The 16,488-nt window shown below is 51.1% G+C and carries 16 protein-coding genes; 5 read left to right on the top strand and 11 right to left on the bottom strand.

The window, feature by feature from the left end:
• Nucleotides 1–5: 5 nt before the first annotated feature.
• The 3 genes from ACPAOP_RS03715 to ACPAOP_RS03705 all read right to left on the bottom strand — a co-directional run bounded on the left by ACPAOP_RS03715 (nt 6) and on the right by ACPAOP_RS03705 (nt 2,865).
• Nucleotides 6–785 carry a hypothetical protein gene (locus ACPAOP_RS03715; protein WP_423709385.1) on the bottom strand — a complete coding sequence of 260 codons (780 nt, stop codon included), beginning with the start codon at nt 783–785 and terminating at the stop codon, nt 6–8.
• The gene (locus ACPAOP_RS03710) at nt 782–2,158 is read right to left on the bottom strand and encodes a hypothetical protein (protein WP_423709384.1); all 1,377 of its coding nucleotides are present in this window, start codon (nt 2,156–2,158) and stop codon (nt 782–784) included. Before ACPAOP_RS03710 ends, ACPAOP_RS03715 begins: the two co-directional genes overlap by 4 nt.
• 365 nt (nt 2,159–2,523) lie before the next feature.
• Nucleotides 2,524–2,865: a hypothetical protein gene (locus tag ACPAOP_RS03705; protein WP_423681255.1), complete on the bottom strand. Its 342-nt coding sequence runs from the start codon at nt 2,863–2,865 to the stop codon at nt 2,524–2,526.
• Between the two features lie 272 nt (nt 2,866–3,137).
• Here ACPAOP_RS03705 and msrA point away from each other — a divergent pair, with 272 nt between their 5' ends.
• The 3 genes from msrA (at nt 3,138) to ACPAOP_RS03690 (ending at nt 5,471) form a co-directional block, all read left to right on the top strand.
• The gene (gene msrA, locus ACPAOP_RS03700) at nt 3,138–3,677 is read left to right on the top strand and encodes a peptide-methionine (S)-S-oxide reductase MsrA (protein WP_423709383.1); all 540 of its coding nucleotides are present in this window, start codon (nt 3,138–3,140) and stop codon (nt 3,675–3,677) included.
• A gap of 134 nt (nt 3,678–3,811) precedes the next feature.
• Nucleotides 3,812–4,384: a lysozyme gene (locus ACPAOP_RS03695; RefSeq protein WP_423709382.1), complete on the top strand. Its 573-nt coding sequence runs from the start codon at nt 3,812–3,814 to the stop codon at nt 4,382–4,384.
• Nucleotides 4,385–4,394: 10 nt separating this feature from the next.
• Nucleotides 4,395–5,471 carry a hypothetical protein gene (locus tag ACPAOP_RS03690; RefSeq protein WP_423709381.1) on the top strand — a complete coding sequence of 359 codons (1,077 nt, stop codon included), beginning with the start codon at nt 4,395–4,397 and terminating at the stop codon, nt 5,469–5,471.
• A gap of 31 nt (nt 5,472–5,502) precedes the next feature.
• Here ACPAOP_RS03690 and ACPAOP_RS03685 read toward each other — a convergent pair whose 3' ends face one another.
• The 4 genes from ACPAOP_RS03685 to ACPAOP_RS03670 all read right to left on the bottom strand — a co-directional run bounded on the left by ACPAOP_RS03685 (nt 5,503) and on the right by ACPAOP_RS03670 (nt 8,601).
• On the bottom strand, nt 5,503–5,988 hold the full coding sequence (locus ACPAOP_RS03685; RefSeq protein ID WP_423709380.1) for a hypothetical protein: 486 nt from the start codon (nt 5,986–5,988) through the stop codon (nt 5,503–5,505).
• A 61-nt stretch (nt 5,989–6,049) separates the two neighbouring features.
• Nucleotides 6,050–7,195 (bottom strand): MGDG synthase family glycosyltransferase, encoded by a 1,146-nt coding sequence (locus ACPAOP_RS03680; protein WP_423709379.1) that lies wholly within the window; start codon nt 7,193–7,195, stop codon nt 6,050–6,052.
• Nucleotides 7,196–7,386: 191 nt separating this feature from the next.
• A complete protein-coding gene (gene pdxH, locus ACPAOP_RS03675) occupies nt 7,387–8,022 on the bottom strand; it encodes a pyridoxamine 5'-phosphate oxidase (protein WP_423709378.1) in 636 nt (211 codons plus the stop codon).
• A gap of 45 nt (nt 8,023–8,067) precedes the next feature.
• Nucleotides 8,068–8,601 (bottom strand): hemerythrin domain-containing protein, encoded by a 534-nt coding sequence (locus tag ACPAOP_RS03670; protein ID WP_423681248.1) that lies wholly within the window; start codon nt 8,599–8,601, stop codon nt 8,068–8,070.
• Between the two features lie 115 nt (nt 8,602–8,716).
• Here ACPAOP_RS03670 and tcdA point away from each other — a divergent pair, with 115 nt between their 5' ends.
• A complete protein-coding gene (gene tcdA, locus ACPAOP_RS03665) occupies nt 8,717–9,529 on the top strand; it encodes a tRNA cyclic N6-threonylcarbamoyladenosine(37) synthase TcdA (RefSeq protein WP_423681247.1) in 813 nt (270 codons plus the stop codon).
• Between the two features lie 186 nt (nt 9,530–9,715).
• Nucleotides 9,716–10,219, top strand: a complete 504-nt coding sequence (locus ACPAOP_RS03660; protein ID WP_423709377.1) for a chemotaxis protein CheW — start codon at nt 9,716–9,718, stop codon at nt 10,217–10,219.
• Nucleotides 10,220–10,328: 109 nt separating this feature from the next.
• Here the strand turns inward: ACPAOP_RS03660 and ACPAOP_RS03655 are convergent, their stop codons facing one another.
• From ACPAOP_RS03655 to ACPAOP_RS03640, 4 genes are all read right to left on the bottom strand, one after another.
• Complete coding sequence (locus tag ACPAOP_RS03655; protein ID WP_423709376.1) at nt 10,329–11,084, bottom strand: energy transducer TonB; 756 nt, start codon at nt 11,082–11,084, stop codon at nt 10,329–10,331.
• A 420-nt stretch (nt 11,085–11,504) separates the two neighbouring features.
• The gene (locus tag ACPAOP_RS03650) at nt 11,505–12,545 is read right to left on the bottom strand and encodes a GMP reductase (RefSeq protein ID WP_423709375.1); all 1,041 of its coding nucleotides are present in this window, start codon (nt 12,543–12,545) and stop codon (nt 11,505–11,507) included.
• Between the two features lie 276 nt (nt 12,546–12,821).
• Nucleotides 12,822–13,748 (bottom strand): metallophosphoesterase family protein, encoded by a 927-nt coding sequence (locus ACPAOP_RS03645; RefSeq protein WP_423709374.1) that lies wholly within the window; start codon nt 13,746–13,748, stop codon nt 12,822–12,824.
• Nucleotides 13,749–13,941: 193 nt separating this feature from the next.
• Nucleotides 13,942–16,146: a TonB-dependent receptor gene (locus tag ACPAOP_RS03640; protein ID WP_423709373.1), complete on the bottom strand. Its 2,205-nt coding sequence runs from the start codon at nt 16,144–16,146 to the stop codon at nt 13,942–13,944.
• Nucleotides 16,147–16,488: the final 342 nt, after the last annotated feature.

The following is a 16,488-nucleotide window of genomic DNA, read 5'->3' as shown; positions in this document are numbered from 1 at the left end:
AAGTTTTATTCTTTTCCGGTGTTGAGGGGCGCGTCTGCATCGGTATCTGTATCTGTATCTGTATCTGTATCTGTATCCGCATCGAGGTTGTCGTCACTTGCCAGCGTTTCCTCGGCATCAGTTTCTTCGTTGGCTGGAGTCAGAATCGCAGGCGTACGCACAGCGGGAATCTGGAAAATATCCGATAGTGCGCCATTGATGATGCGGTCTTTCAGCGTGTCGGTATCCATCAGCAGATCGAGCAGCGGGCCTTCCAGAATCAGATCGCCTTTGCGTTCGATAAAACCGACGCGCGCCAGCTGGCCGAGGTTCATATCCATGCGCGTTTTTTTACCGAGCTTATCGCCGAAATCGGCCAGCAATGCGCGGTATGAAATACCGATCGAGGTATCTTCGGCGCGTGGCAAAGGTTTTTCTTTACCAAACATATCGTTCTGATCTTCTTCTGCGAGCTGATGTGCTTCCTGGCGTTCGCGTTTCGGCAGAATAATCAGCGACCACAACACCACCAGCAGCGCAACGCCATCGCGGGCGAGACCGAAATTATTGTTTTGCCAGGTTTCTTTGGTGCCGAAAACTTTCGATTCGCTGTCGCGTGTTAATGCCAGTGTGACGTAATCGGCATACACGTTATCAACGAATTTCATGCCGCAGGCTTTGAGCCTCGCATCGAGTTCGGTACGGAAATTTTCATCAGACAAAGCGCGTTTGACGAGCTTGTCTTCACGGCGCAGGGTTTGATGCGCGAGCAGGCGCGCAATCAGAATTTGTGCATCTTCGGTCATGGTGTTTCTCTGTTGGTACCAGTGCTGAATCCGGCATTGCTGCCAGTATCGTCGGCACTGAATATCGTGTGAATGGCAGCAGGTGCAGCGCTGATGCTGGCGACCGAAATCGCGGCGACATGGGCATCATGTACCTTTTGCATTTTGTCTTTGGACTGAAAGACCAGCGGCAAGCGCGCCAGATTGGCCGTTGCCCCTTGCAGCGCTGATTCATTGACATCGCCCAGCAACGGCAGCATCGATGCGCGGTACGAGGCAATCGAAAAACTCGCAGGCAGCAAAATGTCCTGCAGCGCGATCGGTTTCTCGCGCGGGTCTGATTTACTCAGTAGATCCAGCCAGTGATCGAGTTCATGCAGCGCATCGTCATCATCATTGGCAATCGAGACAGCATTTTCACCAGCAGGCAGGGCGCCGGCGACCGCTGATACACGATGGCTCAGCAATTCGCTTTCGGCCACGTCTATCATTTCTGAGGGCGTGATAAACAGCGGTGTGACCGGACTTGCCAGCGCATCGTCAGCCAGCGCAGCGAGGTCTTCTTTTTGCAGCAGCCAGGTTTTGATATCGGTCGTCGATAAACCCGACTGTCCGAGATGCACGCGTTGCCGTTCGATCTGATTCAACGCACGTGAAAACATGCCTTGCATATTCAGCAGCGCACTCTGCGCGCGGCCGATGGCCTGCGCGGCGCGGTGGGTGGCCGCATCGGCCCGTTCATCGTGGGTGATCGCGTGGATGATTTGCGAACCTTTTTCCACCCAGTCGCAGGCGGTATGCCATTTCTGCTGCGCTGCGCGTAACTGGAATTCAGAGCCGGATGCAATCGCATCTGAAAATTCTTCGGTCAGCTCGATCAGACGGCCTAACAGATGATGCAATTGCTCGACCGAGACACCGCCAACTGCTTGCGCACCGGCGACCTGCGTCAGCATGTAACTCATCTCAGCCTGATCGTTATTTTCTTCCGTGTGCAGCAGCGATTCTATGGCGGCCAGCACATTGCGCGCGGTCGGCGTGATGCGATACACCGACTGGCTGGCATCCCACACCAGCAGGCCGGTTGAGCGCAGGCGCGACAACACGGTTTCGAGCGCATCCGGCTCCAGATAACCGAGTTTGGCGTTGATATCGGCGCGGCTCAGCGATGGCGTTTCGACATCTGCCGTCAGCTCGCGCAAGACCAGGAGACGTAACAAGACGCCGTTGAAGCCGCCATGAAACAGCGCCGTGAATGCCTGCAATACAGGCTGGGCGCGCTTTAAGGGGAAAACGGCGGAAACGTCGTCAGGAGAAATACCGGTTTTGAAATACGTCTGCAGAGCGAGGTCTTCCCCGGTCAGGACGTGAGCGTCGTCACTAAAATTTTGCATACGGCATTTTACCCGCTTGCAAGGGGCTTGAGTATTGTCTGAAAGCTATTTTCAGACAGGGTAGCGAGGTGCTGATGCAGGGGTGTTTTTGCTACCGAGCGGCGCAGTTCAATTCCGGGTTCAGGCTGAAACGGACGTGACGGCGTTCCTCGGGCTCAAATAATACTGGGGGGAGTATATTTAAAAGCCCTTTATTTGTAAGGAGCTCTGAATGTTTTTGGCACATACTCCCCAGAATTGATAGGTTAGCAAACGAAATTCAGGATGAAAGCGGGTCTGTCGGACAGTTAACCCGGCAGACGCTTGTATTGGATGCTACCGACCGCGCAGGAGTCATGTTGCAGGTTGTTGCTTGATCCGGCCTTTTACTCCAGCCTTTTTTTATCGTATTTATGTTCGACGATACGCTGATGTACGAATTCCCGCTCATCCGGCGTCGCTTGCAATAAGCGAGTCACGGCTGCGCGTGGCACCCGGTAGTAGCGACGGCGGTTCTGGCGCGAATCAAGCGTGCGCCAGCCACGTAAAGTCAGCCATTCCCATTGTTCGTAATTGATAGGCAAGAACAGTTGCATCTTCAGCCTGTCAAGCGTGATCGTGCTGCCAAACGCCGGTTTCGCTCCGGGTGGCGGCAATAAACGCCGGCGGCGTATATGGAATACCGTGCGTAACTGATCTCTGAGTTTACGGATGGCCTGATAAAGCATGATGACAACTCCTGCCGGAAAATGGTGATCATAAATTTTAAGTGCAGGAACGAGGGATAACCTGTAAAAAATTGTAATTTTAATTACATAAAGCGGATACAGAATGATGCTGCCTGCGCGGTGAAGACGTCATCCATAGCTATCACCAACCCGTGTTCTCGCGCTTGTATATACTCGTTGTTATGTACAGGTGCAGCGGTGGTCTGAAATTGAGTCGCTGTCAGCAAAAGACCATTTCTGCACCTTTGTTTTAACGTAATCAGAACAATACTATGACGAATCCCGGCACAGAAATTGCCACCCTGGGTGGCGGTTGTTTTTGGTGCACTGAAGCGGTGTTCCAACAAATTCGCGGTGTGCAGAAAGTCGAGTCCGGTTATACCGGCGGCAGCGTGCATCAGCCCAGCTATGAGCAGATCTGCACCGGTCAGACTGGACACGCAGAAGTGGTGCGGCTGACGTTTGACCCGGCTCAGGTGTCTTACCGTGAATTACTGGAAGTGTTTTTTACGATACACGATCCGACGACGCTGAATCGTCAGGGTAACGATGTCGGAACGCAATATCGTTCCGCTATTTTTTATCATGATGAACAACAGAAAAAAACAGCACAGGAAGTGGTTGCGGCGATGGCTGCGGTATGGGATGCGCCTATCGTGACGGAAATCACTATGGCACCGATGTTTTATATCGCCGAAGACTACCATCAGAATTATTATCGCCAGCATCCTGAACAAGGCTATTGCGCGTTCGTGGTGGCGCCTAAAGTGGCGAAGGCACGAAAAATTTTTGCCAATAAATTAATTTATTGACATATTTATTTGACACTATTCCTCCGGAACCTGCGCTGCAAAGCTTCAACATTCATCCCTGATGTATCAAATCCGGATCCGCGGATGACGATGTCGGGGTCTCTGCATCGATAAACGCTCTTCCGGAGGTTGCAATGGCACTGCGCGATGTGAATCAGGCGACAGTAGACCTGATCAAACAATACGAAGGGATACCGGACGGTAATCCTGCAACAGACAATATCGATCCTTATCTTGATCCCGTCGGTATCTGGACTATAGGGTGGGGACATGCGATCACTTATCAGGGGCGATTCCTGAAAGGAGTTGCGGATAAGGCGCAGGTGCAAAGCCTGTATCCAGGGGGCATTACACTCGCTCAGGCCGAAGCCTTGTTACATACGGATCTGATGAACGCAGGGCGCGATGTGTCGTCGGTCGTGCTGGTGTCCCTGAATGACAATGAATTCGGTGCGCTGACCAGTTTTACCTTCAATCTGGGGATCGGTAATTTGCGCAGTTCAACACTACTGAAGATGCTCAATGCCAATAACCGTGCCGGTGCGGCAGATCAGTTCGGACGCTGGGTCATGGCGGATGGCAAACCCTTACCGGGACTGGTCAAACGCCGCGCCGCCGAACGGGATTTATTTCTGACCCCGGTAGTGACGCCAGCCGGAGCACCCGCATCCTTTACACCTATCATACCAGTTGCACAATCCGCTTGAGGAGAAAACAATGAGAGCGCCTTCATTTCTGTGTGCTGTGCTGCAACGATGTTTTGTCGCTGTTTTTCTTCTTTGTGGTTTGTCTTCGATTACTGCTGATGCTGCCGATGCTGCCCGCTCCGCCGATATTGTGGCGGTTGAAATCAATCATCGCTTTGTGATTGCCAGCCCCGGTATTTGTGACCGTGTCAGCAGCGATCAGTACGCCGGAGTGGAATTGCGCATACAGGGACAACTGACGCCACTGAAACCGATTGATTGCAACCCGGATGCGATTGGATATGGTCTGCAATTTTTTATGCCGCAGCTTGATGGCAGTGAACTTGGTGTCATGCGCGAGTTACTGGTCGGCTCGCCGTGGAAAGATGCGAAACACGGCTTTCGCCGCGACCTGCCTTACAGCCTGAGCATAAATACGGTTACTGGTAGTGTGGCGCTGGCAAACGGCATATTGCGTCTGCAGATATTGCGTCCTTCGTATCTGCTGCTGGGATTCGGCTTCATACTCGGTGTCGGCTTTGCATTATTGCGCCTCGGACGTGATTCGGGTTTGCTGCGCGATGTCACCGATCTCGCGGTTCGTTGCCGTAGCTTCAGTCTGTCACGGGTGCAGATGGCATGGTGGTTTTTTATCGTGTTTGCTTCTTACATGTGGTTGTGGCTGGTCGGTGAAGGAATTCCGACCTTATCCAGTCAGGCGCTGGGCTTGCTTGGCATAGGCAGCGTGACGTATTTTGCCGCCGCTGGCGTGGATGCGACCAAGCCACCTGTCAACAGTGAGAGTCAGGGTTTCTGGAACGATATTCTGAGTGATGCGCAGGGGCTGGCTTTGTACCGTTTTCAGATGCTGGTGTTCAATCTGTTGTTTGGCATTCTGTTTATTTTGTATGTTGTACAGCATGTCAGCATGCCTGAATTTGACGGCAATATTCTGACTTTAATGGGGATGAGCGCCGGCACTTATGCAGGTTTTAAAATTCCTGAAAAAACGCAGAGTGTCGCGCCTAATCCGGCGTCACCGGAACCGACAGTATCGACGGAAGATGTCGGTGAGGATCCTAAAAAAGCCTACAGCCCGATTGCCTGAAGCCGGGCGGTGCTGTTGTTGCTGCGGTACTTTACTGTCCGGCAGATGGATCTTTCCGGCAGGAATAGTAAAGTAACAGGATCGCAACCGCACCGCCTATCCAGTAATCGGCCGGCGTACCCCAGAGCCAGTGGCGATGCCATGGCACCAGTACAGGATTAAAACTACTGATGCCATAGGCGGGATTCATGACGAACCACATGCCATCTTCCACTATCCAGAAAATGATGATGCAGGCGATGATACGTGCCTGAATTTTGCCGTTCCATTGCTGCATCCAGATCAGGGGGAAGTGAAAGAAAATGGCGATGAACGGAAACACCCATGCGTGGTAACCCGTCATTGCCCGACCGCCCCAGAATAAATCGAGCAGCCAGTGTTTATTGATGCGCCAGGTCGGCAGGCTGCCGCCCCAGCCGTTAGCGCCTTCTATCTGGATTTCCACCTGCGCAAAAAAAATCGCCAGTACAACGACCCATAACAGCGTCAGGAATAAATTTTTAAACGATGAATTCATACGAATGATGTGAGTGTGGAGGTGTTGTGCGAGGCTGGATCAGTCTTTGTTCTTTACTGGCTTAAGGTTTGTCCTCTGTCAGTATCGCGTCCTCTTTCAGAACGCGTGTCAGGACATCGGCCGCCGCATGTGGCTTGCCTAAGGTGAGCGCTTTGCGACGCATCTCATATAATTTTTCGGGTTGGCTGAGCAGTAAATTCAGGCGATAGGCAAGACTGATCTGGTCGTACGCTTTGAGTGCCACGCCTTGTTCGAGTAAGAAGTCTGCATTCCGTTCTTCCTGACCGGGAATCGGCGAGGTCACGATCATCGCCACACCAGAGGCAAGGCACTCGGAGGTCGTGAGACCGCCAGGTTTGGTTATGACCAGGTCTGCGCACGCCATCAGTCTCTCAACCTGATTACTGTATCCCAGCGGCAGCAATTTGCCCGGATGTTTTTGTGCGAGTGCCTGCATTTTATGCAGCATCTGTGTGTTATTTCCTGCCAGTGTGATCAGTTGAAACGGCGTCTCTAAGCGTAATAAGTGCGCAGTCAGTTTGTCGAGATCGCCGACACCGGCACCTCCGCCCATCAGCAAAACTGTTGGTTTGTGCGGATCCAGTCCGTACTCTGTGGCACAGCTGCGGCGATCATGCCGTTGCATGAAGCCAGGCATTACAGGAATGCCGGTGACATGTATTTTTTGCGCAGGAATGCCATTCTGGCGCATGCGTTCAGCAACTTCTACATTCGCCGCAAAATAACCGGCCATATTGTCATGTACCCACATACGGTGTAAGTCGAAATCGGTGACTTGCACCCACACCGGGCAATTCAGTTCTGATTTTTGCAGCAGATGCGACAGCATTTCCGCCGGCAGGAAATGGGTGCAGATAATGGCATCGGGTTGAAAGCTGGTCAGCATTTTTTTCAGTGGCCTGGCATTCAGTCTTTCCACACCGCGCCGCAGTTTTTCTAGGATGCTGTTAGCTTGCGCACTATTAGTTGCATGATACAGATAGCCCCATAACAGCGGGGCCCGGCTCACCAGCCTGATGTAGAAATCGGTGTAAATTTTGCGAAACCCTGCCGTGACGAAATCCATCACATCCAGATGGCGTATTTCCACCTGCTCGTCGGCTGGCGTGCAGGCGAGCAGCGCTTCGGCTGCACGTCTGTGTCCGCTTCCCGCTGAAACGCTGAGCAACAAGATTTTTTTTCGCATGAATGGTGAACTGATCAGAAACGATCGTCCAGCATAACAGTGCAGTGTGATGACTTGATGACGTGATCTGCGGTGGCAGATCACACATGTTCTGACGTCGGCGGGAGATAAAAAATCCCCCGACTGAAGAGAGTGACGGGGGATATTGTGCGCACCATACACGATGGCGCAGCGGATAAAGCGGCTGCTGTTTAAGGCTGCAAGCGGCCAATACTCCAGCTGCCATCTGCATTACGGGTGTAGATGATACGGTCATGCAGGCGTGAACTGCGACCTTGCCAGAATTCGATTTTTTCCGGCACCAGACGGTAGCCACCCCAATGTTCAGGGCGTGGAGGCTGATCGCCAAAGGTAGCGACAACACTGGCCAGCTGTTGTTCCAGCATATCGCGGTTGGCAATTGTCTGGCTCTGGGCTGACGCATTTGCACTCTGGCGGCTGCCTAACGGACGGCTATAGAAATACGCGTCGTTTTCTTCCGAAGACACTTTTTCTACGCGGCCTTCAATCCTTACCTGACGTTCCAGTGCAGTCCAGAAAAATAGTAAGGCAGCATACGGATGAGCTTCCAGATCCTTACCTTTTGCACTGTCGTAATTGGTGAACCAGCAAAAACCGCGCTGATCAAATTCCTTGATCAGTACGATGCGTGACGTTGGTCGTCCGTCATCATTAACAGTAGCTAAGCTCATCGCGTTTGCTTCAGCGACATCCGCTTTCAATGCCTGTTCAAACCAGGTGCCAAACTGGACAACAGGATCAGCGGCTACATCCGATTCAGACAGACTGGCTTGTTGATAATCCTTACGGAGATGGGCGATCGACATAGATTTCCTTTAAAAACAAAATGATTATCTGTAATTGTGGCGGTACTAAGAGCTGATGCCGCGGCGTGCCTGCATCGCCGCACCTAATTTCTGCATCTGAGCGGCACTGAACAGGCGTTGCGCCATTGGCGCGATCTGGCCTTCTTCAATTTGCATATGGCTGGTATAGAGCGCTGCGAAATCTTCCACATCTGCGGCGGATAAATCCGTACCTGTGCCGTCTTCAATCGCCTGTAATTGTTTTCCCAGTACTTGCCATTGTTGCGCCATCTGCTGATGCTGTTGCAGTATTTCTGCGTGTAATTGCGCAAACAATTCGGCGTCTGTGCCTGTGACCGTTGCTTTTAATTCAGGCAGTAAATCAATTTCCTCATCCTCATGATGCAGGGGCGCGGCTTTATTGAAATAACGTAAGACCGCTTTTGCTGCTTGCTGTGCATTCTCATCAATGCCGACATCGTTGAGATGGCTGACCAGTTTATCCATGGTCGCGAGTTGTTTGCGGATACGGTCGTGGCAGTGTTTGAGAACCGCGAGTGGCTGATCAAAGCCAGGCGCACTGTCAAATAAGCTGTTCATGCAGACTCCTTCTGGAGATGTTGATCATCATTATGCAGTACCCATTGTAGACCTGCTTGCGACACATCAATCACGGTCTTGTAAAATGGCACCTGAATTTACAATTTCTCTCATTATGCAACAAGATTCTGATATTGATTTTGATCGTCGTTTTGGTGGTATTGCACGGTTGTATGGCAGTGCTGCATTGACACGTTTTACGGACTCGCACGTCTGCGTGATTGGCGTCGGTGGTGTCGGTTCCTGGGTTGTCGAGGCGCTGGCGCGCAGCGCGATCGGCCGCATTACGCTGATTGATCTTGATAATGTTGCCGAATCGAATATCAATCGTCAGATTCAGGCGACCAGTGAAACCCTGGGAAAAGCCAAGGTCACGGCACTGGCGGAGCGGATAGCCTTGATCAATCCATTTTGCAAGGTGACCGAGGTTGAAGACTTCGTGACACCGGACAATCTCGACGCGATGCTGGGACAGCAAGGTTTCGATTACGTGATTGATGCAATTGATAATGTGAAGGCAAAAACGGCGCTGATCGCTTATTGTCGTCAGCACACTATTCCCCTGATCACGATAGGTGCTGCAGGCGGGCAGACGGATCCGGGCAAGATAGAAATCCGCGATTTATCGCGTACCGAACAAGAACCTTTGCTGGCGCTGGTACGCAAACGCTTGCGGCAGAATCACGGTTTCCCGCGTGGAACGAAAAGTAAATTTGGTATCGATGCCGTGTTTTCTATGGAAGCACTGACGATGCCTGAAACCGCCGAGGCATGTGAGGTGGATGCTGTCGATACTGGAAATAACGGGAATAATGGAATCAGTGGTCTGAACTGTGCCGGCTTCGGATCTTCCGTGGTGGTGACTGCATCGTTCGGCCTGATGGCGGCTGCACATGTTCTGCGTCAATTGGCGAAGCCATTAAATTAGGTTAAAAGCCGCGTGCTTCGGCGTAAATCAAGTAAAATTAGTTCCTTATGGAAATATTTTGGCGCAATGGTTTTGTGCAGTGCATACACTATTGCGTTTGAAGCTTCTCCGAATTTGATCTCACCAGAACGCAGGCAGAGTAATGTTTCTGCGTTTTTCGCTTAAATTTTTCAAAGGAGCAGAACAATGAGCGTTGCTGAACTTGCCGGAACAAAAGCAGATACGGAGGATAGTCTGGCACAGCAGAAAGATCAGGAATTTCTTGCTTTTCGTCTGGGCTCAGAAGAATATGGCATTCCCATTTTGCTGACCCAGGAAATTCGTAACTTCGAGCCGCTGACGCGGATTGCGAATGCGCCGGAGTATCTGAAAGGCGTGATGAATTTACGTGGCGTGATTGTCCCTGTGATTGATATGCGTCTGCGTTTCGCGACCGGAGAGGCGACGTTTGATGCCTCGACAGTGGTGATCGTTCTTAACATCGACGGGCATGTCATAGGTATGATCGTTGACAGCGTGTCTGATGTTGTGACACTGCCTGCTGTTGCGATTAAACCTCCGCCAGATATGGGAATGACCTTTTCCTCAGATTATCTGGTTGGCCTGGGTGACATTGATGACCGTATGATTATTTTGCTGGATATTGAAAAACTGATGTCTGGTCCTGAGCTGGGTCTGATTACGCACTAGTCAATCCGTCTTTACCTGAAAAAAAGCCCTGATCTGCGTGTAGCAGGCAGGGCTTTTTTTTACATGCTGTCCGTACGTGAGCCTGAAGGCAGAATTGCAATACGTAAGCTCAGTCTATCTTGAAATTAAACTCGGTGACCGTTGTTTGTGCTCTGGTGATCGGAGCATATTTCCACTGCATCACCGTAGCAATCACTTCTTTATCAAAATACCTTGGCGGACGTGCTTTCAAAATTTCGACCTGTGATACTTTGCCATCCGGTTCGATATGAATTTTGGCGCTGACCACACCTTCCGTCACGCCGGCCCGCGCAGCAGTTGCAGGATATTTGGGCTGAATACTATTGAGCAGTCTTAAAGCAATACGTTCAGGTTCTGCTGCCTTCTGTGCTGCCGGTGCCGGCGCTGCTGCGACTACCGGGGCGGCTTCCGCCGGTTTCGTCACGACAGGTGCGGGAGCGGGGGCGGGAGCAGGAGCAGGTGCTGAGGCTGCCGCCAGAACTTCCCGCGCAACGGGCGCTGGTTTGGCTGGCGTTTTACTCTCCGGAGCGCGTTTTGCTTCCAGTGCCTGTTTTTCTTTTTCTCTGGCTTCTTTCAGCAGTTTTTCTTCCTGAGCGATTTGCGCAGCTGTTTTAGTCGATGCCTGATCCATCCATTTGGTCACATCTGCGACATGACCATGATTAACGGGATTTTTGACCAGCCCCGTAGGCATCTCACCAGAAGACGCAGATGTGCTGGATTCCTTTGCCGGTTCTTCCGGTGGTGGCGTTTTCGAGCACGCGGTGATCAGTATTCCTGTACAAAGAATGGCATATGCAGACGTGTGACGTTTATGTGCTCGCTGTTGAACTACCTTATTCATATTTCTCCCTATACAAATCGGTTGCTGCATCAATATCTTTTAATCTTGTGTGCCGGTATTTCCCGTTTTTTTTAGTTTTCACAAAACCGCATTCTGGTCAGAAGGAAATAAATTGTATAAAAGATATATTGCTATCCTGACACGGAAAAATTTTACTGGCAATGTTTTTTGTGATGACTATTTTCAATGCGGATTCTGTTTTGAAAAAAATAACAGCAGGAATTGTGCCAGTGCCCGCAGTTAAATAAATCGGGCTGTTTTCAGACAGGAACAGGGTATTGACGGCTGGAGGCAGCGAGAGTGTGCAGACACGATGCACCGCTTCAGTGCTGTATTGTTGCGATGATGTGCTGTCGATGAACGTAATACCTCTCTTGCGCTTGGCTGTGGCGGCACAAGAGAGGAATGGTGAGGCGGGTATCAGGATTTACCGAACACTTCATTAAGTTGCTGAGTGACGCGGATAAAGGTGGTGCGTTTGGTCAGCTCTTTGAGTTTATGCGCGCCGACATAGGTGCAGGCAGAGCGCACGCCGCCGAGAATATCCTGCAGACTGGCTTCCACTGGCCCACGGTAAGGGATCAGCACTTCTTTGCCTTCTGAGGCGCGGTATTTGGCCACGCCACCTGCATACTTATCCATCGCAGCACGACTGCTCATACCGTAGAAACGTTTAAACTGCTGACCGTCCCGCTCGACCAGATCGCCGCTGCATTCATCGTGACCCGCCAGCATGCCGCCCAGCATGATGAAATCGGCACCGCCGCCGAATGCTTTTGCCAGATCGCCGGGAACAACGCAGCCGCCGTCGGCGCAAATTTGCCCGCCAAGGCCATGGGCGGCATCGGCGCATTCGATAATCGCCGATAGTTGCGGATAACCAACACCTGTCATTTTGCGGGTGGTGCAGACCGAGCCCGGGCCTATGCCCACTTTGACAATATCAGCGCCGGCAAGGATCAATTCTTCGGTGATGTCTCCGGTGACGACATTGCCCGCCATGATAGTCAGATGAGGATAGGTAGAGCGGACCTTTTTGACGAAGTTGATGAAACCTTCGGTATAGCCATTCGCCACATCGATGCAGACGTATTCAATCGCATTTTTTGCGCGTGCCATGACAGCTGAAAATTTTTCAAAGTCAGCTTGTGTAATGCCCATCGAATAAAACGCGGTCGATTTTTTTTCCAGCGTCGAGAAATAGCTGACCAGTGTGTCCTCGTCGTAGTGCTTGTGCAGGGCGACTGATAACTGATGGCCTTCCAGTGCCCGCGCCATTTCTATCGTACCGGTGGAATCCATGTTGGCAGCGATAATCGGAATACCGTTGTAGGTTTTGCCGGAATGGTGAAAGACGAATTCCCGGTTTAAATCAACCTGGGCGCGGGATGTAAGGGTAGAGCGCTTGGGACGGATCAACACGTCTTTAAAATCAAGTCTCAGTGTTTCTTCAATATGCATGACGACTCCGTAATGCGTCTGGCGGACGCGGGAATGGACAACCCGGGCGATGAATCAGATAAAACGCACCAAGTCGTTGAGCCGTAGTTAAGTATAGTCCTAAAAAAATGCCGGTTTGGAATTGATTTTGAAATGAGGAATATCACCGCTGACGTATACGCGGGATCACGGCAGAGCAGTAATCATTCAATTCGTTTGCAAGACTCAATAAAAATGCGGCTTAGCAGGTAGAATACCTCGCTAAGCCGCATTATTGTTGAGACTAAGTGTGAAATCTTAGTGGCAGCTTCCCTTGCCTTTATCGCTGAAGTTGCTCCCCTGAACTGGCAGAAATTCCCACTCATAGGATTTTTCCTGCAGCGTCAGTTTCAACACGCCATGCGTATTGTTGTCGCGGATTTCGGTTGCCGCTTTTGGCAGAAACATCGGTGTTAGTTTAGCTCCACCAGTACCAACGACGAAACTGCGGATACCATTTTTATCGTCCCTGTCGCCATTACCGTCGAGGGGAGCAAATCGTTCGTAATCGTGATCGTGAGACGTCAGTACGATGTCGGCTTTGGCCGCTGCCAGAATTTTCCAGATGCTGTGCATGTGCGGGTTGTTGCCGTGTCCGCCAGAGCTATAGGCCGGGTGATGCCAGAATGCCAGTGTGCACATGCTTTTGCTGTGACTGAGTTCTTCTTTCAGCCAGATGACTTGCTTTTCCATCTGTGCCGGATCGATATTACTGTTGAGCGAAAGTATGCGCCATGCACCTATTTGCTTCGTATAGTAGCCGCGCCGGTCGGGACCAGCGATCTCGCCGAAATAATTGTAATAGCCCAGTGCTTTCGGCATGCCGTAATCATGATTACCGGGCGAAGGGAGTGTGCGCTCTTTAAAGCGTCCCCAGGTCGGATCATAGCAATCGCTGAATTCTTCAGGCTTACCGACGGGATAGGTATTGTCGCCGAGCGTGATCACGATGGCATTACTGTCCTTTTCTAATGCGTTGGCGATCATGTCTGAGGTGCGTGCCGCGACAGATTCAGCAGCAGGCTTTTTCCGGCAATCGGCAATATCGCCAGCGGCGTACACGGTGATCGTGGGACTGACAGATTTTTTCTGATTTCCTTTTTTTGTCACCGCTTCCGGGTGAGCAGCCAGAGCAAGAGCAGATGAAATCAGAACAGGTAACAACAGAGAGAAGCGTAAACGCATAAGTATTTCCGGACAACAAAAGGAAGTAACAAAGGTGCGTATTTTACCTGCCCAGCAGTGTGGACTGTGATGCTTTTTCCAAGCATGTGCCTGACGCTTGACGGATACAAAACGCCCCGTCGCCGGAATGCCGGGTACGGGGCGTTGAATAAGACAGTCAGTTATTCGCTGACAGCCAGAGTTACCACCTCAATCAGATCTTGCCACTGACAGTCACGAACAGCTGACGTGGTGCGCCGGTCAGTAAAGTCTGTGCGGTGCCAGTCGGATCAAAGGTCTGGAAACCGTTGGAACCGATGGTGCTGAAGTATTGTTTGTTGAGCAGATTTTCAACGTTCAACTGGATGGAGAAATCCTTAATGCCGCCCAGATTTTTCTGCTTATAGCCGGTTGACAGATTCATGACCCAGTAAGCAGGAACGCTGGCATCGTTGCTGTAGGTGTAAAAACGCTTGTCCGTATATTTTCCACCGACGCGGCCAAACCATTGTGGCGTTTCATAAGAAAGTTCAGTTTTGAACATCAGCTTCGGTGAATCGACAACCTGTTTTCCAGCGATATCGACCAGCGTTTTGCCATCCATATAGTTGGATTTATATTGCGCATCGTTATATGTCAGCGAGTTAAACAGAGACCAGTCTTTGGCCAGTGTCCACATCGCTGCAGCTTCGATACCTTTGGTTTCGACTTTACCAACGTTGACGAATGTACTTGGGCAACCCACGATACCGGCGCAGGTAGCGACTGCCATCAGACGGTCATCGAAACGTGTGAAATAGGCGGCGACGGAACCGACCAGACTATCAGTTTTGAAGCGATAGCCGGCATCAATCGTTTTCGATGTTTCTGGCTTGATCGAACCAGCGCTCAGATTAAATGCTGTCTGTGTCTGTGAAAACGGACCGCTGACACCTGGCTGGTACGCGCGCATGTTTTCCGAATAACTCAGGAACAGTTCATCGGATTTCGTCAGCGCGTAATTCAGACCCAATTGCGGCAGGAAATTTTTAGAGGCGGTCAGATCACCGGCAGCACGGGTACCGACCACGTTGACGGCATTGATTTTGACGTTCGGAGTTTTGAAGCCGACATTCAGTTTCAATTTATCCGCCATCAGGGAAATCGTATCCTGAGCGTAGAACTGAGTGGTGGTGGTCGTGAAATTTTGTTTGAAGCCCGTCGAGGTCGGATTGCTCAGGAACTCGTTGGTATCCTGTCCGCCGGTGACGTTGTAGAAATTACGGGTCAGCGTATGCAGACTGCTTTCTGCCCAGAAACCCGCGTTGAATGTATGCTGGCCAAGTTCGGCTGTCAGGTCGGCAATCACACCATTACGACTGATCGAATATTCTGTGGTACGGATGGAAATCGGCAAGCCATTTGTTGAAGGTGTGTAAGGTGTGTACCAGTGACCCTGACCTTCATTACTGTGATGGTAAGCGGTTGTTTTCAGATAAACGTCATCACCAAAACGGTTGTCCAGTGTCGCGCCGAGCAGACTGTCTTTACGCAGACCACTGCCCTGATAGTAGGCGTCATCGAGGCTGTTAACTTTACCGCTGTAGACACCTTTGGCTGCATTGATGGCACGCTGCCAGTCTGGAGCATAGTTATCCCAGTCGTAACCCAGACGGTTTGCCATTTCTATCGACAAATCCTGATAATCGACTTCTTTACGGTCGGAGTAATTAAAGAAAGCAGTCAGCTTGCTGTTACCCAGTTTTTGCACCAGCTTGGAGTTGAATATGTCCTGATCCTGAGCGCCAGCGCCTTTCCATTTTTCTGCACGCTGACGTGTCACACTCAGATAAGCCTTGGTACCGGAAGAAAGCAAGCCGGTATCAACGCGCGCGAAGGTACGATAAGTTTTATCGCTGCCAATTGTTTGTGCGCCAGTGAGGCCGAATTCATCGGTCGGTGCAGATGAGAAGAATTGCACTGTACCGCCCAGATTGCTGGTCGATGCCGTACCGACCGCGCCAGCACCCTGAGACAGAGTCACGCGACCAATGTTTTCAGATGAAATTGCACGGCTGATATGCAGACCGTTGTTGTTGCCGTAGCTCATGTCGCCGAGCGGTACATTGTCCAGCGTGAAGCCCATTTGACTCTGATTGAAACCACGTGCGCTGAAGCGGGTTGACCACTCATAGGCACCGAACGGATCTGCAGATTGGAAGCTGACGCCAGGCAGTTTGTCGAGAACTTTCAGCGGGCTTGTGCCTGGTAATGCGAGTGCCAGATCTTTTTTGGACACGTCCTGTACCTGACGTGTATTGCCCTGGCCGAAGATGACGACATTGACAATGTCGGCCGGTGCCTCGTCCGCAAATGCGGGAGTGGCAAAAGCCTGGAGCAAAATCAGATACAGCGGGGAACGACGAAGTTTGGGTGCCATGTTAGGGTTCCTGAGTCGATGATAAATAAGAGTGAGAAATTGTTGTGTGCCTTCAGGCGACTCTGCAGTACGGGTATGAATTGATCTGATGGCGTACCTGCAGAAGCGCGGAAGCAAAGTGCTTTTAATGCGATGAAAAGCAGAAGATTCCAGACGTCAACGCGGCAAAGTGTAGTCAGACAACATGACAGGAAAGTGAATTAAGACTGGATGAAATACTCGCTACATTTCTGCAACAGAATGATGAATGTGGTCATCATGGCGACATATTTGCGGCGAGTTTTTACAAGGTGAACACGACATATCCGCGCATGGTGACGAGCGTCAATGATCTGCGCTTTC

The sequence above is a fragment of the Undibacterium sp. WLX3042 genome, from assembly GCF_049544825.1.
Taxonomy (GTDB): Bacteria; Pseudomonadota; Gammaproteobacteria; order Burkholderiales; family Burkholderiaceae_D; genus Undibacterium.
Note: the sequence above shows the minus strand (reverse complement) of the source record. Positions and strands in the feature narration are given on the sequence as shown.